The sequence below is a fragment of the Streptomyces sp. NPDC045287 genome, from assembly GCF_056432325.1.
Genome location: NZ_JBWKJG010000004.1, coordinates 432,227 through 454,067, shown reverse-complemented (window position 1 = coordinate 454,067; position 21,841 = coordinate 432,227). Strand labels below are relative to the sequence as shown.

At 74.6% G+C, this 21,841-nt stretch carries 23 protein-coding genes; 15 read left to right on the top strand and 8 right to left on the bottom strand.

The window, feature by feature from the left end; all coding sequences use genetic code 11:
• Positions 1-2 precede the first annotated feature (2 nt).
• Complete coding sequence (locus tag AC07D6_RS10345) at positions 3-998, top strand: ABC transporter ATP-binding protein (RefSeq protein ID WP_479043260.1); 996 nt, start codon at positions 3-5, stop codon at positions 996-998.
• On the top strand, positions 985-2,091 hold the full coding sequence (locus AC07D6_RS10340; protein ID WP_479043259.1) for an ABC transporter ATP-binding protein: 1,107 nt from the start codon (positions 985-987) through the stop codon (positions 2,089-2,091). Before AC07D6_RS10345 ends, AC07D6_RS10340 begins: the two co-directional genes overlap by 14 nt.
• Before the next feature lie 117 nt (positions 2,092-2,208).
• On the opposite strand, the gene AC07D6_RS10335 is transcribed toward AC07D6_RS10340, so the two are convergent.
• The gene (locus AC07D6_RS10335) at positions 2,209-4,416 is read right to left on the bottom strand and encodes a prolyl oligopeptidase family serine peptidase (protein WP_479043258.1); all 2,208 of its coding nucleotides are present in this window, start codon (positions 4,414-4,416) and stop codon (positions 2,209-2,211) included.
• Between the two features lie 156 nt (positions 4,417-4,572).
• Here AC07D6_RS10335 and AC07D6_RS10330 point away from each other — a divergent pair, with 156 nt between their 5' ends.
• The 4 genes from AC07D6_RS10330 to AC07D6_RS10315 all read left to right on the top strand — a co-directional run bounded on the left by AC07D6_RS10330 (position 4,573) and on the right by AC07D6_RS10315 (position 8,148).
• Positions 4,573-4,767, top strand: coding sequence for a hypothetical protein (locus AC07D6_RS10330; RefSeq protein ID WP_315880704.1), 195 nt, complete (start codon positions 4,573-4,575; stop codon positions 4,765-4,767).
• 38 nt (positions 4,768-4,805) lie between these two features.
• Positions 4,806-5,696 carry an N-acetyl-1-D-myo-inositol-2-amino-2-deoxy-alpha-D-glucopyranoside deacetylase gene (gene mshB / locus AC07D6_RS10325; RefSeq protein WP_479043257.1) on the top strand — a complete coding sequence of 297 codons (891 nt, stop codon included), beginning with the start codon at positions 4,806-4,808 and terminating at the stop codon, positions 5,694-5,696.
• Positions 5,693-6,079, top strand: coding sequence for a DUF6113 family protein (locus AC07D6_RS10320; protein ID WP_479043255.1), 387 nt, complete (start codon positions 5,693-5,695; stop codon positions 6,077-6,079). The genes mshB and AC07D6_RS10320 overlap by 4 nt, the downstream gene beginning before the upstream one ends.
• 128 nt (positions 6,080-6,207) lie before the next feature.
• Positions 6,208-8,148: a hypothetical protein gene (locus AC07D6_RS10315; RefSeq protein ID WP_479043254.1), complete on the top strand. Its 1,941-nt coding sequence runs from the start codon at positions 6,208-6,210 to the stop codon at positions 8,146-8,148.
• A gap of 380 nt (positions 8,149-8,528) precedes the next feature.
• Here the strand turns inward: AC07D6_RS10315 and AC07D6_RS10310 are convergent, their stop codons facing one another.
• On the bottom strand, positions 8,529-9,365 hold the full coding sequence (locus AC07D6_RS10310) for a transglutaminase family protein (RefSeq protein ID WP_479043252.1): 837 nt from the start codon (positions 9,363-9,365) through the stop codon (positions 8,529-8,531).
• A 17-nt stretch (positions 9,366-9,382) separates the two neighbouring features.
• Positions 9,383-10,378 (bottom strand): GNAT family N-acetyltransferase, encoded by a 996-nt coding sequence (locus AC07D6_RS10305; protein ID WP_315880699.1) that lies wholly within the window; start codon positions 10,376-10,378, stop codon positions 9,383-9,385.
• Positions 10,379-10,492: 114 nt separating this feature from the next.
• Between AC07D6_RS10305 and fdxA the strand changes: the two genes are divergently transcribed.
• Entirely contained in the window at positions 10,493-10,813 is a 321-nt protein-coding gene (fdxA, locus tag AC07D6_RS10300; RefSeq protein ID WP_010474859.1) for a ferredoxin, read from the top strand.
• A gap of 107 nt (positions 10,814-10,920) precedes the next feature.
• Positions 10,921-12,015 (top strand): bifunctional succinyldiaminopimelate transaminase/glutamate-prephenate aminotransferase, encoded by a 1,095-nt coding sequence (locus AC07D6_RS10295; protein WP_315880698.1) that lies wholly within the window; start codon positions 10,921-10,923, stop codon positions 12,013-12,015.
• An 85-nt stretch (positions 12,016-12,100) separates the two neighbouring features.
• Here the strand turns inward: AC07D6_RS10295 and AC07D6_RS10290 are convergent, their stop codons facing one another.
• Both AC07D6_RS10290 and AC07D6_RS10285 read right to left on the bottom strand, forming a co-directional pair.
• A complete protein-coding gene (locus tag AC07D6_RS10290; protein WP_315880697.1) occupies positions 12,101-12,505 on the bottom strand; it encodes an ATP-binding protein in 405 nt (134 codons plus the stop codon).
• Between the two features lie 379 nt (positions 12,506-12,884).
• Entirely contained in the window at positions 12,885-13,889 is a 1,005-nt protein-coding gene (locus AC07D6_RS10285) for a VldE C-terminal domain-containing protein (protein ID WP_479043251.1), read from the bottom strand.
• Positions 13,890-13,928: 39 nt separating this feature from the next.
• On the opposite strand from AC07D6_RS10285, the gene dapE reads away from it, so the two are divergent.
• Together dapE and AC07D6_RS10275 are read left to right on the top strand one after the other, a co-directional pair.
• On the top strand, positions 13,929-15,032 hold the full coding sequence (dapE, locus tag AC07D6_RS10280; protein ID WP_479043249.1) for a succinyl-diaminopimelate desuccinylase: 1,104 nt from the start codon (positions 13,929-13,931) through the stop codon (positions 15,030-15,032).
• Positions 15,033-15,072: 40 nt separating this feature from the next.
• Positions 15,073-15,867, top strand: a complete 795-nt coding sequence (locus tag AC07D6_RS10275) for an LOG family protein (RefSeq protein WP_479043290.1) — start codon at positions 15,073-15,075, stop codon at positions 15,865-15,867.
• Between the two features lie 39 nt (positions 15,868-15,906).
• Here AC07D6_RS10275 and folP read toward each other — a convergent pair whose 3' ends face one another.
• Entirely contained in the window at positions 15,907-16,767 is an 861-nt protein-coding gene (folP, locus tag AC07D6_RS10270; protein ID WP_315880693.1) for a dihydropteroate synthase, read from the bottom strand.
• Positions 16,768-16,880: 113 nt separating this feature from the next.
• On the opposite strand from folP, the gene AC07D6_RS10265 reads away from it, so the two are divergent.
• The gene (locus AC07D6_RS10265; RefSeq protein WP_315880692.1) at positions 16,881-17,333 is read left to right on the top strand and encodes a DivIVA domain-containing protein; all 453 of its coding nucleotides are present in this window, start codon (positions 16,881-16,883) and stop codon (positions 17,331-17,333) included.
• Positions 17,330-17,950 (top strand): DNA-3-methyladenine glycosylase I, encoded by a 621-nt coding sequence (locus tag AC07D6_RS10260; RefSeq protein ID WP_479043248.1) that lies wholly within the window; start codon positions 17,330-17,332, stop codon positions 17,948-17,950. The genes AC07D6_RS10265 and AC07D6_RS10260 overlap by 4 nt, the downstream gene beginning before the upstream one ends.
• Here AC07D6_RS10260 and chcB read toward each other — a convergent pair.
• Positions 17,947-18,729, bottom strand: coding sequence for a 2-cyclohexenylcarbonyl CoA isomerase (gene chcB, locus AC07D6_RS10255; protein WP_479043247.1), 783 nt, complete (start codon positions 18,727-18,729; stop codon positions 17,947-17,949). The genes AC07D6_RS10260 and chcB overlap by 4 nt on opposite strands.
• A 311-nt stretch (positions 18,730-19,040) precedes the next feature.
• Here chcB and AC07D6_RS10250 point away from each other — a divergent pair, with 311 nt between their 5' ends.
• Positions 19,041-19,208 carry a DUF3117 domain-containing protein gene (locus AC07D6_RS10250; protein ID WP_010474836.1) on the top strand — a complete coding sequence of 56 codons (168 nt, stop codon included), beginning with the start codon at positions 19,041-19,043 and terminating at the stop codon, positions 19,206-19,208.
• Positions 19,209-19,359: 151 nt separating this feature from the next.
• On the opposite strand, the gene AC07D6_RS10245 is transcribed toward AC07D6_RS10250, so the two are convergent.
• Positions 19,360-20,061 carry an O-methyltransferase gene (locus tag AC07D6_RS10245; protein ID WP_315880733.1) on the bottom strand — a complete coding sequence of 234 codons (702 nt, stop codon included), beginning with the start codon at positions 20,059-20,061 and terminating at the stop codon, positions 19,360-19,362.
• Positions 20,062-20,168: 107 nt separating this feature from the next.
• Between AC07D6_RS10245 and sigE the strand changes: the two genes are divergently transcribed.
• Complete coding sequence (sigE, locus tag AC07D6_RS10240) at positions 20,169-20,951, top strand: RNA polymerase sigma factor SigE (RefSeq protein WP_479043246.1); 783 nt, start codon at positions 20,169-20,171, stop codon at positions 20,949-20,951.
• Complete coding sequence (locus AC07D6_RS10235; RefSeq protein WP_315880688.1) at positions 20,948-21,811, top strand: zf-HC2 domain-containing protein; 864 nt, start codon at positions 20,948-20,950, stop codon at positions 21,809-21,811. Before sigE ends, AC07D6_RS10235 begins: the two co-directional genes overlap by 4 nt.
• The last annotated feature ends 30 nt before the right edge of the window (positions 21,812-21,841 follow it).

Here is a 21,841-nt window from a genome sequence, read left to right as displayed (position 1 = left end):
CCATGCTGCTCGAAGTACGCGACCTCCACGTCGAGTTCCGCACCCGAGAGGGCACCGCCAAGGCCGTCAACGGCGTCACCTACTCCGTCGACGAGGGCGAGACGCTCGCCGTCCTCGGGGAGTCCGGCTCCGGCAAGTCCGTCACCGCCCAGGCCGTCATGGGCATCCTCGACGCGCCGCCCGGCCGGATCACCGGCGGGCAGGTCCTCTTCCAGGGCCGCGACCTGCTCACCCTCAAGGAGGACGAGCGGCGCAAGGTGCGCGGCGCGCGGATGGCGATGATCTTCCAGGACGCCCTGTCCGCCCTCAACCCGGTCCTCACCGTCGGGGACCAGCTCGCGGAGATGTTCACCGTCCACCGCGGCCTGTCGAAGAAGGACGCCCGCGCCCGGGCCGTCGACCTGATGGACCGCGTCCGCATCCCCGCCGCCCGCGAACGCGTCGGCCAGTACCCCCACCAGTTCAGCGGCGGCATGCGCCAACGCATCATGATCGCCATGGCGATGGCCCTGGAGCCCGCCCTCATCATCGCGGACGAGCCCACCACCGCCCTCGACGTCACCGTCCAGGCACAGGTCATGGAGCTCCTCGCCGAGCTCCAGCGGGAACTGCGCATGGGCCTCGTCCTCATCACCCACGACCTCGGCGTCGTCGCGGACGTCGCGGACCACATCGCCGTCATGTACGCCGGCCGCATCGTCGAGACGGCCCCCGTCCACGACCTGTACAAGGCGCCCGCCCACCCCTACACGCAGGGCCTGCTCGACTCCATCCCGCGCCTCGACCAGAAGGGCAAGGAGCTGTACGCCATCAGGGGCCTGCCGCCCAGCCTCACGGCGATCCCGCCCGGCTGCCCCTTCCACCCGCGCTGCCCCCGCGCCCGCGACGTGTGCCGCACCGACGTCCCCCCGCTCCACGAGGTCTCCGCCGACCGGCGCAGCGCCTGCCACTTCTGGCGGGAGACCCTCCACAAGGAGCCCGCCGATGCCCCCCGCTGAGCCGATCCTGGAGGTACGGGACCTCGTCAAGCACTACCCGCTCACCCGGGGCGTCCTCTTCAGGAAGCAGGTCGGCGCGGTCAAGGCCGTCGACGGCGTCTCCTTCGAGCTGCGCTCCGGCGAGACCCTCGGCATCGTCGGCGAGTCCGGCTGCGGCAAGTCGACGGTCGCCAAGATGCTGGTCCACCTGGAGCGGCCCACCTCCGGGGCCATCCGCTACCGGGGCGAGGACGTCACCCGCCTGTCCGGGCGCGCCCTGAAGGCCGTGCGCCGCGACATCCAGATGGTCTTCCAGGACCCGTACACCTCGCTCAACCCCCGGATGACGGTCGGCGACATCGTCGGGGAGCCGTACGAGATCCACCCCGAGGCCGCGCCCAAGGGCGACCGCCGCCGCAGGGTGCGGGAGCTGCTGGAGGTCGTCGGCCTCAACCCCGAACACATCAACCGCTACCCGCACCAGTTCTCCGGCGGTCAGCGCCAGCGCATCGGCATCGCCCGCGGCCTCGCCCTCCGGCCGAGGATCATCGTCGCGGACGAACCGGTCTCCGCCCTCGACGTGTCCGTCCAGGCGCAGGTCGTCAACCTGCTGGAGCGGCTCCAGGACGAGTTCGGCCTGTCGTACGTCTTCATCGCGCACGACCTGTCGATCGTCCGGCACATCTCCGACCGCGTCGGCGTCATGTACCTGGGCCGGATCGTCGAGACGGGCACCGGCACCGAGATCTACGACCACCCCACCCACCCGTACACCCAGGCGCTGCTGTCCGCCGTGCCCGTGCCCGACCCGGAGGCGCGGGAGCACCGCGGGGGGAGGATCCTCCTCTCCGGCGACGTGCCGTCCCCCGCCGACCCGCCGTCCGGCTGCCGCTTCCGCACCCGCTGCTGGAAGGCGCGCGAGCGGTGCGCCCTGGAGGTCCCGCCGCTCGCCGTCCCCGCGGCGTTCGGGGACGCCGCCACCCCCGCGCGGCACGACTCGGCGTGCCACTTCGCGGAGGAGCTCCACGTCGTGCCCGGCGAGGCGGGGCCGCCGCGGGACCGGGCCGCCCCCGGGCCGCCGCCGCCCGGTGCGGGCGGGCCGCGGGCCACGTAACGGACAGGACACCGGGCCGACCCCGTTCCGATATACGGACACGCCACCCTGGATCCCGTACGGCCGTGCGGGTGCCGTGGACCGGCCGGGGCGCGCCATGTCGCCCCGGCCGGTCGTTCAGGAAAGGCCCAGGGACCGCTTCAGGAAGTCCACCTGGAGCAGCAGCAGGTTCTCCGCGACCTGCTCCTGCGGGGTCATATGGGTCACGCCCGTCAACGGCAGCACCTCATGGGGGCGGCCCGCCGCCAGCAGCGCCGACGACAGCCGGAGCGTATGGGCGGCGACCACGTTGTCGTCCGCCAGACCATGGATGATCATCATGGGCCGGGCCGGTTCCCGCGCCTCCACCAGTCCGTCGTCCCACACCAGCGAGTTCGCCCGGTAGACCTCCGGCACGTCCTGGGGGAGCCCGCCCAGGTACCGCTCGGTGTAGTGGGTGTCGTACAGCCGCTGGTCCGTCACCGGGGCGCCCACCACCGCCGCGTGGAACACGTCGGGGCGCCGCAGCACCGCGAGCGCCGCCAGCCAGCCGCCGTACGACCAGCCCCGGATCGCCACCCGCCCCAGGTCCAGCGGGAACCGCCCGGCCAGCCCCTCCAACGCCGCGACCTGGTCGTCCAGCACCAGCGCGGGCCGCCCCGCGATCGCCTTCTCCCAGGCGGGCGAGCGGCCCGGCGTGCCCCGGCCGTCCGCGACGACCACCGCGAAGCCCTGGTCCGCGAACCACTGGGACGTCAGGTGCGGGTCGTGCGCCGCCACCACCCGCTGCCCGTGCGGCCCGCCGTACGGATCCATCAGCACCGGCAGCGGCCCGTCCCCCTCCTCGTACGCGCGCGGCAGCAGCACCGCGCACGGCACCCGCGGCGGCCCCGACACGGTGAGCGCGACCCGCGGCGACAACACGGGCACCTCGGCGTACGACGCGACCGCCGCGACCTGCTTCCCGTCCCGCAGCACCCGCACCCGCGCCCCCGGCCCGTCCGGCACCGCCGACACCAGCACGGTCACCGGGCCGCCGCGGACGGCCCCGTGGACGCCGGGCCCCTCGGAGATCCGCTCCACGCCCGAACCGCTCACCCGGTACACATGGATCTGGCCAATTTCCGGGTCGTCCGCGCCTTCGCCCGCCGAGGCCGAAACCAGGACGTCACCGTCCCCTACGTCCAGTACGTTACGAATGTGCAAGTCCCGGCCCGTGAGCGGGCGGTCGTCCACCACCACCACGCGCGCCCCGTCCTCCTCCGCGACGCGCACGAGCCGTCCGCCCGGCGCCCACGCCGGCGCACCCGGGATCAGTTCCAGCCACCGGCCGTCCTCCTCGACGTGCACCGTCCGCGTCGCCCCGGTCCCCGGGTCGACCGCCAGGTACCGCTGAGTGCGCTGGTCGCGGGCCTGCACCAGCAGCAGCGGCGCCCCCGCCGCCGACCAGTGCACCCGCGCCAGGTACGGGTACCGGCCGCGGTCCCACACGACCTCCGTCCGCTCCCCGCCCGCCACCCCGACCAGGAACAGGCGCACGTCCGCGTTGTCCGTCCCCGCCGCCGGGTACGCCACGGGCACCGGCTCCCGGTCCGGGTGCGCCGGGTCGGAGATCCACCACCGCCGCACGGCGCCGTCGTCGACCCGCGCGACCAGCAGCCGGTCCGACTCCGGCGACCACCAGAAGCCCCGCGGGCGACCCATCGACTCGGCCGCCGCGTGCTCGGCCAGCCCGTACGTCACGTGTTCGCCCTCGGGCTCCGCGAGCACCCGGTCCACCGCGCCGCCCCCGCGCGCCTCCTCCGCCCCGATCGCCCCGCGCACCCCGTCCGCCCCGCACGCCTCCTCCGCCCCCGCCCGCACGGAGACCACGCGCAGCGCCCCCCGCGCCACATAGGCCACCAGCCGTCCGTCCGGTGACGGCCTCGGGTCGATCACCGGACCGGACGCGGGCAGCCGGCGCACCGCCCCGGTCCGCAGCTCCGCCGCGTACAGCCGTCCCGACAGGGCGAACGCCGCCAACTCGACGGCGGCGTCCGTCGCGTAGCCCACCACGCCCCCCGCCGTCTCCCGGCCGCGCTCCCGGCGGGTGCGCTCCTGGGCGGACAGGTGCTCCTCGCCCCCGCCGAGCAGGGCCTTCGGGTCGGCGGCGAGCCGCTCGCGGGGCCGCTCGCCGTCCAGGTCCAGGACGTACAGCCGGTTGACCGGGTCCGTCCCCGAGGGGGCGCGCAGGAAAACGATCCGGGAGCCGTCGGGCGCCACGGTGAACGACCGGGGTGCGCCGAGGGTGAAGCGCCGGGTGCGGGCGTACTGGCGGGGGAACGAGTGCTGTTGCCGCGAGGTCATGTGACCGAAACTAGCGGCTGTGCGCCCCCCAATGCTGCCGTGCACCGATCGATGTGCGGAGACGGAAAGTTATGATCCGTAGCGCAAGGTGGGTATGAACCTCCTGGCACATGCGCGCTGCCCGTTCCCGACCGACACGTATGGAGGTGAACCGCCGTGGCACTCTCGATTTCGGCGGTGGTGCTGCTGGCGATCGTCGTCTTCCTGCTCATCCGGAAATCGGGGCTGAAGACCGGGCACGCGGTGATCTGCATGCTCCTGGGCTTCTACCTGGCGAGCTCCTCCATCGCCCCCACCGTCAGCCAGTTCACCACCAGCGTGGCGGGCATGATCGGCAACCTCAAGTTCTAGAAGCCGCCCCCCGGGAGCCGACCTCGTAGGGTGTCCGTATGACGGATCTCCCCGCCCGTCGTCTGCTCCTGGTGCACGCGCACCCCGACGACGAGTCGATCAACAACGGCGCCACCATGGCCAAGTACGCGGCCGAGGGCGCCCTGGTCACCCTGGTGACCTGCACACGGGGCGAGGAGGGCGAGGTCATCCCGCCCGCCCTCGCCCATCTCGCACCCGACCGCGACGACCGGCTCGGACCCCACCGCGTCGGTGAACTCGCCGCCGCGATGAAGGAGCTGGGCGTCACCGACCACCGCTTCCTCGGCGGCCCGGGGCGCTTCCGCGACTCCGGCATGATGGGCGTCCCGCAGAACCACCGCGAGGGCGCCTTCTGGAACGCCCCGGTGGACGCCGCCGCGGCGCACCTGGTGGAGGTCGTCCGGGAGGTCCGCCCCCAGGTCCTGGTGACGTACGACCCCGACGGCGGGTACGGCCACCCCGACCACATCCAGGCCCACCGCGTGGCCATGCGCGCCGCCGAACTGGCCGCCGACCCGGCGTACGGGCCCGACCTGGGCGCCCCGCACACGATCGCGAAGATCTACTGGAACCGGGTGCCCCGCTCGGTCGCCGAGGAGGGCTTCGCCGCCCTGCGCGCCGCGACCGGGGTCACCTTCCCCGGCATCGCCGACATCGGGGACGTACCGGGCGTGGTCGACGACGAGCTGGTCACCACCGAGATCGACGGCACCGCGTACGCGGACCGCAAGACGGCCGCCATGGGCGCGCACGCCACGCAGATCGCCGTGCAGGGCCGGTTCTTCGCCCTGTCCAACGCCCTCGGGCAGCCCGTCTTCGTCCACGAGTACTACGAGCTGGCGCGGGGCGCGTCCGGCGCCCCGGCGGGGGAGCGGGAGACCGACCTGTTCGCGGGGGTGGCCGCATGAGGGCCGCGGTGAAGGTCGTGGCGCACACGGCGCTCGCCCTGCTGGGCGTCCTCGTGGGACTGGCCGGCGCGCTCGTCCAGGCCGGCTGGCTCCCCGGCGGACTGCTGCTCGCCCTGCTGGCGACGGCGGCCCTCTTCTACGGGGGGCTGCGCGCCGTCGGCGGCCAGTCGGGCGTCGTGTCGTCCGGCGCGGGCTGGCTGGCGGCCGTCGTGGTGGTCGGCTTCGGGCGCGGCGAGGGCGACAAGGTGTTCTGGGGCGGACTGGCCGATCTGGTGTTCGTCCTCGGCGGCATGGCGCTCGCTGTGATGTGCGCCACCCTCTCCGTGCTGCCGCAACAACGGGGGCCCGCAGGGGCACTTGACGAGGGGCGCGCCCGAACTTGAGGGGTATTGCCCGGTGATGTTCCCCCGTGGGAGGGGTGGCGGGGCGACGGCGGACAGTATGGTGGTGCGCGCCGCCGGGCGCCCGTGGGTGTGTGAGCGGGCGGCGGAGCCAACCGGGAGATCCTGCTTTGAGTCGTGAAACTGACACCTCGTCCTCCGGGCACCAGGGGCGTGGCGGAGCCGCGTACCCCTCGGGCACCCCGCCGTACGGGTCGCCCCAGTACCAGGAGGAGTCAGGGGCCGCCGCACCCGCGCGGCCCGAGGAGAAGAAGACCGAAACGACCCTGACCACCCGCATCCGGATCAACATCCCGGGTTCGCGGCCCATCCCGCCGGTCGTCATGCGCAAGCCGGTGGAGGCGGACGGCCAGGGCGCGCCGGCGGACGCGACCGAGCAGGAGGGCCCCGCCGAGCGGACGGCGCAGACGCCCCGCCCGGACGCGGACGAGCCGGCGCCGGCCGCCGCGCGGGAGAAGCCGACCAGCGACTGGTTCGCCCCGCGCAAGCCGCCCGCCGCGACGCCCCCCGCCGCGACGCCGCCCGCCGCCGAGGCCGTCCCGGCCGAAGCGGCCCCGGACACCGGCGCGGGTGCGAACGCGGGCGCGGAGCCGCGCGCCGACGGCGCCGGGTACGCCGCGACGGCCGCGGCCCCGCCGCAGGACCGGACCCCGGGCCTGCCGGCCGTCGGCGCCCCGGGCCTGCCGTACTTCTCGGACGCGCCCGGCGCCCCCTCCGGCCCGACGACGGGCCCCGCCTTCGGCACCGCCGCGGTGCCGCCCGCGGAGGCCCCCGCCCCGGCGGCCGGCGCGGCCGGCCCCCCGGCCCCCGCCCCGGGCGGCGGGATGTCCGACGACACCGCGATCCTCACCCCGCAGAAGCCGCACCCCGGGCCGCCGCCCGGCCAGGTCTCGGGCGACACGCTCACGAGCGGCATCCCCGTCGTCCCGCAGGACGGCCGCGGGGCGTCCGCGCCGTCGCCGTTCCCGGCGCCGGGCCCCGCCCCCGCGGCCGGCGGACCCGGCGCGTTCGAGGCGTACCCGCCGGTCCTCGACGAGCCCGCCCCCGAGGCGCCCGCGCCCACCCCGCCGCCGGCCACGCGCGCCGCGCCCGCCCCCGCGAAGAAGGGCCGCTCCAAGCTGGTGCTCCTCGCCGTGGGCGTGGTCGTCGCCGCCGGCGTCGCCTACGGCGCGGGGCTGCTCCTCAACCAGGCCGACGTGCCGAAGGGCACCACCGTCCTGGGCGTCGACATCGGTGGCTCCACGAAGGAGGAGGCCGTCCAGAAGCTGGACGCCGTGCTCGGCGAGCGCGCCGCCACACCGCTCCGGCTGGAGGTCGGCGGCCGGAACCGCACGCTCGCCCCCGACAAGGCGGGCCTGTCCCTGGACAGCCAGGAGACCGTCCGCGCCGCCGCCGGGAGCGACTACAACCCCGTCTCCGTGATCGGTTCCCTGTTCGGCGCCGAACGCGTCGCCGAGCCGGTCATCCCGGTCGACGAGGAGAAGCTGGGCGTCGCCCTGGCCGGTCTGGGCGGCGGCTCCGGCACGGTCACCGAGGGCACCATCGCGTTCGAGCCGGGCAAGGCCGTCCCCGTACCGGGCAAGGCCGGCACGGTGCTGGACGTCCAGCGGTCGATGATCTTCGTCAGGGACGCGTACCGCGCCCAGGTCGAGACGGGCCGGGCGAACGTCGTCGAGCTGCCCGTGACCACCCGCGAGCCGCTGATCAAGCAGGCCGAGATCGACCGGGCGATGAAGGAGTTCGCCGAGCCCGCGATGTCCGATCTGATCACCATCAGGGCCGGCGGCCGGCAGATCCAGTTCGGCCCCCAGCGATCGCTGCCGCAGATCCTGTCCATGAAGGCGGTCGGCACGAGGCTGGAGCCGTACTACGACAAGGAGGCCATCGACCGCCTCCTCGACGGGATCTTCGACGGCGTCATGATCACCAAGGGTGACGGCAAGAAGCACCAGCTGTCGGCGGACGACGTGGCCTCCGCCATGCACAAGGCCCTCCGGGGCAGGACGGCGGCGGAGCGCACGGTCACCATCGAGCTCGACCCGCAGGGGTAGGCACCGGCCCGTACGGCGGAGGGCCGCCCACGCCGACCGGCGGGGCGGCCCTCCGCGTCGTGCATCCCGGCCCTCCGCTGTGTGCCTCGGGTCCTGTCGTACGTCCCGGCCCTCCGCGTCGTGCATCCCGGCCCTCCGCTGTGTGCCTCGGGTCCTGTCGTACGTCCCGGCCCTCCGCGCCGTGTGTCCCGGCCCTCCGCGCCGTACGTCCCGGGTCCTGCCGTGCGTCCCCGGGCCCGCCGTCGCCCGGACCGTGCACGTGCCGGTCGGGCCCGCCGCCCGGTCGGGCCCGACCGGGCGGCGGGCGCGGCGTCCGCGGGCGCCCCGGCCCGGCGGCGCGGGGAACGGCCCCGCGCAGGCCCGCACGGGGCGCCGGCCGGTCAGTTGAGCCGGGCCCGCGCCGCCCGCGCGTGGGCGCGCAGGGTGGCGGCGGCGTCCGGCTCCACCGCGGCGACCACGTCCGCGTACGCGTCGATCTCCGCCGCGCCCGCCAGGAAGTCCCCCCGCTGGACGAGCAGGAGCGCCCGCTCGTACCGCAGCCGCGCCGGGTGCGACGGCAGCAGCAGCGCCAACTCCACCGCCCACAGCGCCACGCCGGAGCGCTCGGGCCGCCCGGCCGCCCAGGCGCGGATGTTGTTCAGGATGCGCAACACCATCTCCAGCGGGTCCGCGGGCACCAGCATCGACGGCTGCAGCCGCTCCCCGGTGGCGCCCACCACCAGCAGCTCCGCGTCCACGCCGGTCAGCGGCCGGCCCCCGGCGAACGGGTCCGCCAGCACCTGCTCGCCCGGGTCCCCGAACCCGACGACGAAGTGACCCGGCAGCGCCACCCCGTACACGGGGGCGCCCGCCCGCCGCGCCACCTCCATCCACACCACCGACAGCAGGATCGGCAGCCCCCGGCGGCGCCGCAGCACGTGGTGGAGCAGCGACGACTCCAGGAGGCGGTAGTCGTCGGGCGTCCCGTGGAAGCCGTACCGGTCGCCGAGCAGCGAGGCCAGCGCCGCCACCCAGGCGTGCGGCGACTTCGGGCCGTACGGCAGGAGCCCCGCCAGCCGGTCCAGCTCGATCTCCGCGGCGTCCAGCTCGGCCTCGCCCAGCTCCGGCTCCGCCACGGCACCGATCAGCAGGCACAGCTCCGCCAGGTCGGGCCGCTCCTCGCGGGCCGCCTCGGCGAACCGGGTCCGCCACCGGTCGGGCTCGGTGTGGTCGCGCATACGCCTCACGTACCCGTTCAGGAGGTGCGGAAGTGGTGGTAGTGGTGGTGGACCGCGAAGCCCATGCCGTCGTACAGGGCGCGCGCCGCGCCGTTGTCCGTCTCCACCTGCAGCCAGGCGGCCGACGCGCCCTCCTCCAGGGCGCGGGCGGCCAGCGCGGCCATCACCGCCCGGGCGAGGCCCTGCCGCCGGTGCGCCGGGTCGACCTCCACGGCCATGAACCCCGCCCACCGGCCGTCGACCACGCACCGGCCGATCGCCGCGGGCACCCCACCCTCGCCGGCCACGGAGGCGAACCACACCGAAGGCCCGGCGGACAGGACCCGCACCACGTGCGGGCCGGGCTCACCCACCCGCTGGTACCGGCGCAGCCACGCCGGGTCCGGGGTGCGGGACAGGGCCACCCGGCCGGTGTCGGCGGGCAGGTCGGCGACGGGCGCGAGCCCCCCGGTCCGCACCTCCGCCGAGACCTCGCGCCGCCAGCCCCGCTCCTCCAGGGCGGCGCACAACCGCTCCTGGGTGCCCTCGGCACCGGTCGCGGCCTGCACGTACGGGGGCAGGCCGCGCTCCCCGTACCAGGCCCGCACGCGCGCGAGGGCGTCGTCGAGGGGCACGCCGGGGTCGCCGAGCGGGAGCGCGGAGTTGGCCCGGCGGGTGAAGCCGCGCGCGGCGCGCAGCGTCCACTCCCCGAGCGGTTCGCTCTCCACCGGCTGCCAGGCCCGCGCCTGGACCCGGGCCAGCTCCTCGAAACCCGCTGCGGGACCGCGCCTGCGGGCCGGAGCGGGCGGCACCACCTTGCCCGCGACCAGGGACGATTCCGCGATGCGGACGGTCTCCCCGGTCCGTCGTGTGATCAACAGCACACCTTCGGTCCAGGATGTGAGAACCCCGACCGTGTCCGTGAACGTCTCCGTCCCGGAGGCCGGTTCGCCCAACCGGCGGACAGACACCCGTTTGCCCACGTCAGAAGGTGTGATCCGGACCTCAAGCCGTCCGCCCGCAGTGAACTCCACAGCTCTGTCCGCCCCTCCTGTTCGGATCGTCTCCAAGAACGGAGATACTAGGTGCGGGCATCGACGACGCCGCGCTCCCGCGCAGAGCCAGCCCTACCAAGGAGGAACGACAGCGTGACCTACGTCATCGCGCAGCCTTGTGTCGACGTGAAGGACAAGGCGTGCATCGAGGAGTGCCCCGTCGACTGCATCTACGAGGGCCAGCGGTCCTTGTACATCCACCCGGACGAATGCGTCGACTGCGGGGCCTGTGAGCCGGTCTGCCCGGTCGAGGCGATCTTCTACGAGGACGACACTCCGGAGGAGTGGAAGGACTACTACAAGGCGAACGTCGAGTTCTTCGACGAGCTCGGCTCGCCCGGTGGTGCCTCCAAGCTCGGCCTGATCGAGCGCGACCACCCCTTCATCGCCGCCCTGCCGCCGCAGAACGGCTGATCGCTTATCCCGCGCCGCCGGTCCCGTACGGCCCTTCCGCCGTACGGGGCCGCGGCGTTCGTGCCCGCGGCGCGCCCGAGCGTCGCACCCACGAGAAAGTGAGCACCGTGTCCGGAGTCTCCTCCCGCCTCCCCGTCTTCCCGTGGGACAAGCTGGAGCCGTACAAGAAGACGGCCGCGGCCCACCCCGACGGCATCGTCGACCTGTCGGTCGGCACCCCGGTGGACCCCGTGCCCGAGCTGATCCAGCGGGCCCTGGTCGAGGCGGCCGACTCGCCCGGCTATCCCACGGTCTGGGGGACGCAGGCCCTGCGCGACGCGATCGCCGGCTGGTGCGAGCGCCGGCTCGGCGCCCGCGGCGTCGCGCACACCAACGTGCTGCCGGTCGTCGGCTCCAAGGAGCTGGTGGCGTGGCTGCCGACGCAGCTGGGCATCGGCCCGGGCGACAAAGTCGCCTACCCGCGGCTCGCCTATCCGACGTACGAGGTCGGTGCCCGCCTCGCCGGGGCCGTTCCGGTCGTGTACGACGACCCGACCGAGCTGGACCCGGATGGGCTGCGGCTGCTGTGGCTGAACACGCCGTCCAACCCGACGGGCCGGGTCCTCGCGAAGGACGAGCTGACCCGTGTCGTCGCCTGGGCCCGCGAGCACGGCGTGCTGGTCTTCAGCGACGAGTGCTACCTGGAGCTGGGCTGGGAGGCCGACCCGGTCTCCGTGCTGCACGCGGACGTGTGCGGCGGTTCGTACGAGGGGATCGTCGCCGTCCACTCCCTGTCCAAGCGCTCCAACCTGGCCGGCTACCGGGCCGCGTTCGTCGCGGGTGACGCGGCCGTGCTGGGCGAGCTGCTCCAGATCCGTCGGCACAGCGGCATGATGGCGCCCGCCCCGGTGCAGGCGGCGACGGTCGTGGCGCTGGGCGACGACGCCCACGTGCGCGAGCAGCGCGAGCGGTACGCGCAGCGGCGGGCCGCGCTGCGGACGGCGCTGGTGGCGCACGGCTTCCGCATCGAGCACAGCGAGGCCAGCCTCTACCTGTGGGCCACCCGCGACGAGTCCTGCTGGGACACCGTCGGGTACCTGGCGGACCTGGGCGTCCTGGTCGCGCCGGGCGACTTCTACGGCACGGCGGGGGAGCGGTTCGTCCGGGTCGCGTTCACGGCGACGGACGAGCGGGTCGCCGCGGCGGTCAAGCGCCTCGGCTGACGGCCGGCCCCGCCCGCGGGCGGTGACGGGAAGGGCCCGGTTCGCGTGACGCGAACCGGGCCCTTCCGTGCGTGCGGGCGCGGGGTCAGCCGAGCGGGGAGGAGACCGGCAGGCCGCCGAGGAGGGCGCCGCCCGGCAGGTCGTTCCCGGTGGTGCCGTCGACGAGGGCGCCCGCGTCGCGCGTGACGTCGCCGGTGGCCTCGCGGGCGGTCGGTACGGCGTTCTCGGTCGTCGTGCCGAGGGCCCGGCCCGCGGCCGGGACGGCCTTCTCGGCGGTGTCGCCGCCCGCGAGGTCCGTGACCTTCTGCGAGGCGGTGCCGGCCGTGTCGGTGATCCGCGCGGTGTCGAGGGCGGTGACGCCGCCGGTGAGGTCGGTGGTCTGGGGGAGGTCCACGGCGCTCGCGGAGCCGGCCGCACCGACCACGGAGGCCGCTCCCGCTGCGGTGAGCAGCGCGGCACTGGCGATCCGGCGGGTCAGGGGGAGGGACATGATGCTCCTTCGACGGGGAAGAGGTCGTGTGGTTGTGATGCCTGTCCGACGATCGGACGCTGTGACAACCGCTCGGAGGGCGGGGGAGGTTGCGGTGGCCCCGGGTAAAGAGTTGGCAATGCGCCGGAGGGCCCGCTCCTCCCAAAACCGGGCAAACAAAAGTCTTCGGGAGGGCGTGCGGAATCGTTCCTTCGCAGGTTCTCCCGGGGGAGGGCGCACCGGCCCGGCGGTGGCCCCCCTCTCCGGCGGGGACGGGGTGCGGGAGGGGGGAAGTAACCCGATCAGGCGGGTTCCCGGACGGCTGGCCGAATGTCGGCCGAGCGCGCCGAGATTACTCTGCGAGAAGAGTCGACTACTATGTGACGTCGCCCTGCGGTTCCTACTCCGCGACCTCGATGACGACCCCGGCCGTTCCCGCTCCCGCGCCGGGCCCCGCCGTACGCCACCCCTCGTCGGCCTCCCGCACGCTCCACACGCGGCCCGCGTACGAGACCTCCACCACGCCCAGCGCCTCCGCCCGCGCCACCGCCCACTGCGCCAGCTCCCAGCCGCGCCGCGCCGCGCCGTCCGACGCGCCGCCCGCCGGGCCGGCGGAGTCCGCCCGGGCGGGCACGGGAACCACCACCGTGCGGGAGCCGCCCCCCGGCGCCGGGTCCGGGGACGCGGTCCGGCCGGGCGTCGACCCGCCGGGCGCGCCGCCCCCCTTGCCGTCGCCGGAGTCCTCCGGCGCCGCGCCGAGCACCCCCGCACCGAACGCCCGCACCAGCTCGCCCCGCACCCGCCGCGCGTCCCCGGGCCGCGGCCCGCGCGTCGGCGTGCACGTCAGCGACGCCGCCGAACGCCCGGTCAGCGCCGCCGCCAGCAGCGCCGCGTCGGGCTCGTGCTTCGCGTACGCCTGCGGGAAGCCGCTGCGCTGCACGCGCTGCGCGGCCACCGTCAGCGGCAACCGCGAGTACCCCGGCACCTCCGCCAGCCGGTCGTAGAAGACGCCCGCCGAGTACACCGGGTCCATGATCTGCTCGGCCGTGCCCCAGCCCTGCGACGGCCGCTGCTGGAACAGCCCCAGCGAATCCCGGTCGCCGTAGTCGATGTTGCGCAGCGCCGACTCCTGCAGCGCGGTCGCCAGCGCGATCGTCACCGCCCGCTCGGGCATGCCGCGCGTGGTGCCCACGGCGGAGATCGTCGCGGCGTTCGCCGCCTGCTCGGGGGAGAGGGCGTACGTGTGGCTGCCGCTGCCGACCACGCACCGCGGCGTACCGCCGCCGCCCGACTCGTACCGCAGCGCCACGTAACCGGCGACGGCCAGCAGGACGGCGAACGACGCCGCGACCCGGACTCGGCGACCGCGGCGGGGGCGGGGGGAGGGGGCGGCGGATTCGGACACGCAACCAACCGTACTAGGGGGCCGGGATAAGGTCGGCACATGCCCGATTCCACGCCCGAAGCGCCCCTCCACGCCGCTCTGGACCTCACGCTGGACGGCCCCGCGCTCACCGCCGCACTGGTCGACTTCCCCTCCGTCAGCGGCACCGAGAAGCCGCTCGCGGACGCCATCGAGCAGGCCCTGCGCGCCCTTCCCCACCTCACCGTCGACCGGTACGGCAACAACGTCGTCGCCCGCACCCACCTCGGCCGCGCCGAGCGGGTCGTCCTCGCCGGACACATCGACACCGTGCCGATCGCCGACAACGTCCCCTCCCGGCTGGACGAGAACGGCGTCCTGTGGGGCTGCGGCACATCCGACATGAAGTCCGGTGTGGCCGTCCAACTCCGCATCGCCGCGACCGTTCCCGAGCCCAACCGCGACCTGACGTTCGTCTTCTACGACAACGAGGAGGTCGCCGCCCACCTCAACGGCCTCGGACATGTGGCCGCCGCCCACCCCGACTGGCTCGCGGGCGACTTCGCCGTCCTGCTGGAGCCGTCCGACGGCCAGGTCGAGGGCGGTTGCCAGGGCACCCTGCGCGTCGGCCTCACCCTGAAGGGCGAGCGCGCCCACTCGGCCCGCTCCTGGATGGGCTCCAACGCCATCCACGCCGCCGCCCCCGTCCTGGCCCGCCTCGCCTCGTACGAGCCGCGCCGCCCGGTCATCGACGGCCTGGAGTACCACGAGGGCCTCAACGCCGTCGGCATCACCGGCGGCGTCGCCACCAACGTCATCCCCGACGAGTGCACCGTCGTCGTGAACTTCCGCTACGCCCCCGACCGCACCCCGCAGGAGGCGGAGAAGCACGTGCGGGAGGTGTTCGCCGACTGCGGCGTGGACGAGTTCGTCGTCGACGACCACGCCGGCGGCGCCCTGCCCGGCCTCTCCCACCCGGCCGCGGCGGCGTTCATGGAGGCGGTCGGCGGCACCGCCCACCCCAAGTTCGGCTGGACCGACGTGGCCCGCTTCAGCGCGCTCGGCGTGCCCGCGGTCAACTACGGGCCGGGCAACCCCCTCTTCGCGCACAAGCGGGACGAGCACGTCGTGGTCGACCGGATCACCCACTGCGAACGGCGCCTGTACGACTGGCTCACTGCCTGACAACCGCGATTTCGCCACTCTTCACATGTCCCGCCCTACGCTGACCCCAGCAAAAGATGTTCAGCGGAGGGAGCAGATCATGGGGAACCCCGAGGTCGAGGGAGGGCGTGCACGGGCGGAGCAGCGGCTGGGCCCGGTGCTCCGCCGCCGGGAGCAGGTGCAGCCCGGAACCGCCGATCAGCGGCTCCTGGACACGGCGGGTGACGCGGAGTGGGTCCACACCGACCCCTGGCGGGTCATGCGGATCCAGTCCGAGTTCGTCGAGGGCTTCGGCGCGCTCGCCGAACTGCCCTCCGCGATCAGCGTCTTCGGCTCGGCCCGCACCCCGGCGGGCACGCCCGAGTACGAGGCCGGGGTGAAGCTCGGCAGGGCTCTCGTCGAGGCGGGCTTCGCGGTCATCACGGGCGGCGGACCGGGCGCGATGGAGGCCGCGAACAAGGGCGCGCGGGAGGCGAGGGGCGTCTCGGTCGGCCTCGGCATCGAGCTGCCCTTCGAGCAGGGCCTGAACCCGCACGTCGACATCGGCATCAACTTCCGCTACTTCTTCGTGCGGAAGACGATGTTCGTGAAGTACGCCCAGGGGTTCGTCGTCCTGCCGGGCGGCCTGGGCACGCTGGACGAGCTGTTCGAGGCCCTGACCCTCGTCCAGACCCGCAAGGTCACCCGCTTCCCGATCGTCCTGTTCGGCACGGAGTACTGGTCGGGCCTGGTCGACTGGCTGCGCGACACGGTCATCGCCCAGGGCAAGGCCGCCGAACGCGACCTGATGCTCTTTCACGTGACCGACGACGTGGACGAGGCGGTGGCCCTGGTCAGCAAGGAAGCAGGCCGCTGAGCACCGTCGCCCGGCGCGGGGCCGGCGCGGCCCGACCGGTCACGCCAGCCCCCGCCGGGCGACGGCGGGTTCGCGGTGCCCCGCGATGGACGCCACCATGTCCAGCACCTGCCGCGTCTCGGCGACCTCGTGCACCCGGTACACCTGGGCCCCCAGCCACGCCGACACCGCCGTCGTCGCCAGCGTCCCGATCACCCGCTCCTTCACCGGCCGGTCCAGCGTCTCCCCCACGAAGTCCTTGTTCGACAGGGACACCAGCACCGGCCACCCCGTCTCCACCATCTCCCCGAGCCGCCGCGTCGCCTCCAGCGAGTGCCGGGTGTTCTTCCCGAAGTCGTGCCCCGGGTCGATCAGCACCGACTCCCGCGGCACGCCCAGCGCCACGGCACGCTCGGCCAGCCCGACCGTCACGCGCAGGATGTCCGCCATCACGTCGTCGTACGCGACCCGGTGCGGACGCGTCCGCGGCTCGGCGCCGCCCGCGTGGGTGCACACGAGCCCCGCCCCGTACCGCGCCGCGACCTCCGCGAGCTTCGGGTCGACGCCGCCCCACGCGTCGTTCAGCAGGTCCGCCCCGGCCTCGCACACGGCCTCGCCGACCTCGTGCCGCCAGGTGTCGACGCTGATCACCACGTCGGGGTGGCGCCGCCGCACCTCCGCCACGAAACCGACCGTGCGCCGCGCCTCCTCCTCGGCGTCGACCTCCTCGCCGGGCCCCGCCTTCACCCCGCCGACGTCGATGATCGCCGCGCCCTCGGCCACGGCCTGCTCGACCCGGGCGAGGGCGGGCTCGTCGTGGAAGGTGGCCCCCTGGTCGTAGAAGGAGTCCGGGGTCCGGTTCACGATGGCCATGACCACCGGCTCGTGCGCGTCGAATTCGCGTCGTCCCAGGCGCAGCATCCCGTAAGTCCTCCTCGCATGACGTCCCTGCGACCCTAACCGCCGCGACCGCATGGCACGATCGGCACCGGACGTTTTACGCTCCATGTTTCCGGCCCCGGGAGAGGCGCACTGTGTTCTGGTTCTTGGCTGTAGCGATGGTCGTCGTCGTGGCCGCGGTGACCCTCGCGGTGGTCGGCGGCGCGGAGAGCGAGGTCCTGCCCGAGGCGCCCCCGGAGCACCTGGCCGACCCCCTGCCGCTCACCCGGCCGGTCAGCCGCGCCGACATCGAGGCGCTGCGGCTGCCGCTGGCGCCCCGCGGCTACCGGATGGACGAGGTCGACGACGTCCTGGACCGGTTGGCGGCCGAGCTCGCCGAGCGGGACGCCCGGATCGCCGAGCTGGAGTCGGCGCTGGCCGGCGCGCAGGCCACGGCGTCCGGCCGTACGGACCTCTTCGCCAAGCACCCCCGCCACGACGGCCCCGCCGGGCACGGGGACCGCGTCGCGGACGGGGCCCGGAGCGCGGACGAGGACCGCGCCGCGGACGGCGACCGCGACGCGCGGGACGAGGAGGGGGAGCGGTGACCGGCGGGGCCGTACCCGGGCCCGACGGCGCGCCGCGCTGCCCGTGGGGCCTGTCGACACCCGACTACCTCCCCTACCACGACGGGGAGTGGGGCCGCCCGGTCCACGGAGACGACGCGCTGTTCGAACGGCTCTCCCTGGAGGCGTTCCAGTCCGGCCTGTCGTGGATCACGATCCTGCGCCGCCGGGAGGGCTTCCGGCGGGCCTTCGCCGGCTTCCGGATCGCCGCGGTCGCCGCGTTCACGGAGGCCGACCGGGAGCGGCTGCTCGCCGACGAGGGCATCATCCGCAACCGCGCCAAGGTCGACGCGACGCTCGCCAACGCGCGCGTGCTCGCCGGGTGGGAGCCCGGCGAACTCGACGAGCTGGTCTGGTCCCACGCGCCGGACCCGGCGGCCCGTCCGGCGCCGCGCACCCTCGCGGACGTCCCCGCCGTCACCCCCGAGTCGACGGCCCTGGCCAAGGCCCTGAAGCGGCGCGGCATCCGCTTCGTCGGCCCCACCACGGCGTACGCGTTGATGCAGGCGTGCGGCTTGGTCGACGACCACCTGGCGGAGTGCGTCGCCCGCACCCCGCGCCCGGCCCCCGGGGTCGCCCCGGCCCCCGCGGCGCGCTAGCGGCCGACGTACCTCGGCTTCTCCTTCGCGAGGAACGCCTCCACCGCGATCCGGTGGTCCTCGGAGGCACCCGCCCGGGTCTGGAGCTCGTCCTCCTTCTCCAGCGTCTCCGCGAGGGTGTGCCCGGCGCCGTACGCCATGGCCTCCTTGATCGACGCGTACGCGAGCGTGGGGCCCGCCGCGAGGGCGCGGGCGGTCCGCTCCGCCTCGGCGGCCAGCTCGGCGGCCGGCACCAGCTTGCCGACCAGACCCAGGTCGTACGCCTCCCGCGCGGACAGCGAGCGCGGGAACAGCATCAGGTCGGCGGCGCGGCCGGGGCCGATCAGCCGGGGCAGCGTCCAGGAGATGCCCGAGTCGGCGCTGAGCGCCACGCCCGCGAAGGAGGTGTTGAACGACGCCGTGTCCGCCACGACCCGGTAGTCCGCCGCCAGCGCGAAGCCGAAGCCCGCGCCCGCCGCGACCCCGTTCACCCCGGCCACCACCGGCTTCGGCATGCCGGTGATCGCCCGGACGATCGGGTTGTAGTGGTCCCGCACCGTCCGCATCGCGTCCTCGCCGGTCAGCGACTGCACGTGCTCCTTGAGGTCCTGGCCCACGCAGAACGCCCGGCCCGTCGCGGTCAGCAGCACCGCGCGCACGGCGGGGTCGGCGCCCGCGGCCTCCAGGGCGTCCCGCAGCGCGACCTTCGCCTCGGTGTTCATCGCGTTCATCGCGTCGGGCCGGTTGATGGTGACGGTCGCGAGTCCGTCGCTCACCTCGTACAGCACGGTGTCGGCCATGGCAGGGTCCCCTTTGCGGCTCCGGCGGTCGTGTCCCGCCCAGCATGGCGGAGATCATCGGGCCCCGGCATGTGACCTGCGTCAAACGACGGCACCGCGTGCCGGGCGCCGCGACGGCGAAGTATCGCAGGCGGACCGCCGAAATGAGGGGTTTTGCGTGATCGCGTTGTGCAAGCGATGCGGCCCGATGTTGGTCATCGGGTGTCGCCATGCGGGATAATGACCTGGAAGCAATGTGTTCGACGCCGGTCCGCGCCCTTCCATGGGGCCATCGGCTGATCGATGAGCTGGTTTCAGGAAGGGGAACGAGCATGGCGGCCATGAAGCCGCGGACGGGCGACGGCCCGCTCGAGGTGACCAAGGAGGGGCGGGGCATCGTCATGCGCGTTCCGCTCGAAGGCGGCGGTCGGCTTGTCGTCGAGCTGACCCCGGACGAGGCCGTAGCCCTCGGCGAGGAGCTGAAGAAGGTCACGAGCTGACGCTTACGCCCACGTTTTCCCGATCGCCCCGGCCGGTGCCCCCACCGCGCCGGGGCGCTCGTGTCTCCGGGGTGCCCGTGTCTCCGGAGCGCCGCAGGCCGCGGGACACCGGATGGCGTACGGGGGGCCGGGGCGGGCCCCTCGGGGCCGGTCAGCCGCGGCGCACGGCGCAGAGCAGCCCGTCGCCGACCGGCAGCAGCGACGGCACCAGCTCGTCGCTCTCCCGCACCGTGCGCAACAGCTCGCGCAGCGTCAGCACCTCGACCGGCTGGACCCCCGAGTCGACCGTACGGCCGTCCGCGAACACGCCCTCGAAGCACACCAGCCCGCCCGGCCGCAGCAGCCGCAACGATTCGTCGAGGTACGCCAGGTACTCGGTGCGGTCGCCGTCGCAGAAGACCACGTCGTACCCGCCGTCCGCCAGCCTCGGCAGCACGTCCAGCGCCCGGCCGGGGATGAAGCGCGCCCGGTTCCCGGCGAAGCCCGCCGCCCGGAACGCCTGCCGGGCGAACTGCTGCCGGTCCGGCTCGGGGTCCACGGTGGTCAGCACCCCGTCCGGCCGCATGCCCAGCAGGAGGTAGATCCCGGAGACGCCGGTCCCCGTGCCGATCTCCGCGACGGCCTTGGCGTCCGCCGTGGCGGCGAGCATCCGCAGCGCGGCTCCGGTGCCCGGGGACACCGAGGGCAGCCCTGCCTCCCGGGCCCGGTCGCGGGCCCAGCGCAGCGCTTCGTCCTCGGCGGCAAAGGCGTCGGCGAAGGCCCAGCTCGTCTGCCGGTTGGCGGTAATGACCCTCTCCTGTTCCCGTAGTTGGCAACGGTGACTGTAGCCGCTCGCCTTCGGGAACCCGCAGATGGGACCAGGCGTTGGGAAGGGGTGGGGACGGTCGGACGGATCAAGACCCGAAGTCCGTCCCAAATTCGCGTAAAGATTCTTATCCGGAGCTAACGGGCGAGGTGGCTATGGTAGGGGCTCCACTGGACACCACCAGAGCCGATAGGGGAGGTGCGGCTGCGCCTGTGGATCGGAGAGGAGCGCTGCGGCTGCGGCGCTTCCTCAGGTCGGCGGGTGAGCCGAAATCCGTGACCGACACCGCTGACAGCACCCGTGCCGCCACCGAGACCGCAGCCACGACGGCGACCTTCGCATCGGATGCGGAATCGCAGGCGTGGGCCCCTCCGACCTGGGAGGAGATCGTCAGCACGCACAGCGGTCGCGTCTACCGCCTCGCCTATCGCCTGACGGGCAACCAGCACGACGCCGAGGACCTCACGCAGGAGGTCTTCGTCCGCGTCTTCCGCTCCCTGTCGACGTACACGCCGGGCACGTTCGAGGGCTGGCTGCACCGCATCACCACGAACCTGTTCCTGGACATGGTGCGGCGCAAGCAGCGCATCCGGTTCGACGCGCTCGGCGAGGACGCCGCGGAGCGGCTGCCCAGCCGCGAGCCGTCGCCGCAGCAGGCGTTCCACGACACGCACTTCGACGCGGACGTGCAGCAGGCGCTGGACACGCTGGCGCCGGAGTTCCGCGCGGCCGTCGTGCTGTGCGACATCGAGGGCCTGTCGTACGAGGAGATCGCCGCGACGCTCGGCGTGAAGCTCGGCACGGTCCGCAGCCGGATCCACCGCGGCCGGTCGCACCTGCGCAAGGCGCTCAAGCACCGGTCGCCCGAGGCGCGGGCCGAGCAGCGCGTCGCCGGGCGTCCGTTCGCCGCCGTGGTCGGGGAGGGCGGAGCCGCGTGAGTGGCACACGTCCGACCCCCGCGGAACACCATCTGGGGGACCGGCTCGCCGCGCTGGTCGACGGCGAGCTGGGTCACGACGCCCGCGAGCGGGTCCTCGCCCACCTGGCGACCTGCGCCCGCTGCAAGGCCGAGGCCGACGCGCAGCGCCGCGTCAAGAGCTTCTTCGCCGAGTCCGCCCCCCCGCCGCCCCCCGCGGGGCTGCTCGCCCGCCTCCAGGGGTTGCCCGGGGGCGCCGCGGGAGACGGCGGGCCGCCGTTCGGGGGCGGCGGTCTCGGGGGAGGTGCCCTGGGAGCCGGGACCCGGCGGTCCGGGCACGCCCCGGACACCGGGCGGCCCGGCTCGGGAGCCGGCCTGTTCGGAGTGAGGTCCGGCGGCTTCGGGTACGTCCCCGCCGCCGAGCACGCACCGGCCGGGCGCGGGGGCTTCCGCATCCACGAGGTCGGCCGGGAGGCCGAGCGGTCCCCGTGGCGCGGCCGGAGGTTCGCGTTCGCGGCGGCCAGCGCCGTGTCGTTCGCGGCGATCGCGCTGGGCGGGACGCTGCCGACCGTCACGGCGGTCGACGTGCGCGGCGAGGGCTCCGGGAACAAGGTGACGCCGCTGCGGTCGTCGTCCGCCGGGCAGCCGGCCGCGGCGGAGAATTCCCGCCGCCGCCCCGCCACGGGCGCGAGCACGGGCCGGTTCGCGGACCGGACCGGCGCCCCGATCTCCGCCACGCAGGCCCGGTCGCGGCATCCGGCGGCCCCGCCGTTCCTCCACGCGGCGACCCCGCTGGTCGGCGCCGGGACCCTACCCCTGATAGGCGCTCCGGGGCCCGTACGGGACCCCTACCCGTCGCACAAGGCGCCCCCGGCACCCTGAACGGCGCCCCGGGAGGACCTGGTTGAATCC

Excerpts from the sequence above, each read along its gene's own strand:
- mshB (WP_479043257.1), top strand. The coding sequence starts at position 4,806 with ATGACGGATCTCCCCGCCCGTCGTCTGCTCCTGGTGCACGCGCACCCC.
- AC07D6_RS10340 (WP_479043259.1), top strand. The coding sequence starts at position 985 with ATGCCCCCCGCTGAGCCGATCCTGGAGGTACGGGACCTCGTCAAGCAC.
- AC07D6_RS10335 (WP_479043258.1), bottom strand. The coding sequence starts at position 4,416 with ATGACCTCGCGGCAACAGCACTCGTTCCCCCGCCAGTACGCCCGCACC.
- AC07D6_RS10345 (WP_479043260.1), top strand. The coding sequence starts at position 3 with ATGCTGCTCGAAGTACGCGACCTCCACGTCGAGTTCCGCACCCGAGAG.
- AC07D6_RS10250 (WP_010474836.1), top strand. The coding sequence starts at position 19,041 with ATGGCGGCCATGAAGCCGCGGACGGGCGACGGCCCGCTCGAGGTGACC.
- AC07D6_RS10310 (WP_479043252.1), bottom strand. The coding sequence starts at position 9,365 with ATGCGCGACCACACCGAGCCCGACCGGTGGCGGACCCGGTTCGCCGAG.
- folP (WP_315880693.1), bottom strand. The coding sequence starts at position 16,767 with ATGCTGCGCCTGGGACGACGCGAATTCGACGCGCACGAGCCGGTGGTC.
- AC07D6_RS10290 (WP_315880697.1), bottom strand. The coding sequence starts at position 12,505 with ATGTCCCTCCCCCTGACCCGCCGGATCGCCAGTGCCGCGCTGCTCACC.
- chcB (WP_479043247.1), bottom strand. The coding sequence starts at position 18,729 with ATGGCCGACACCGTGCTGTACGAGGTGAGCGACGGACTCGCGACCGTC.
- dapE (WP_479043249.1), top strand. The coding sequence starts at position 13,929 with ATGCCCGATTCCACGCCCGAAGCGCCCCTCCACGCCGCTCTGGACCTC.
- sigE (WP_479043246.1), top strand. The coding sequence starts at position 20,169 with ATGGTAGGGGCTCCACTGGACACCACCAGAGCCGATAGGGGAGGTGCG.
- AC07D6_RS10320 (WP_479043255.1), top strand. The coding sequence starts at position 5,693 with ATGAGGGCCGCGGTGAAGGTCGTGGCGCACACGGCGCTCGCCCTGCTG.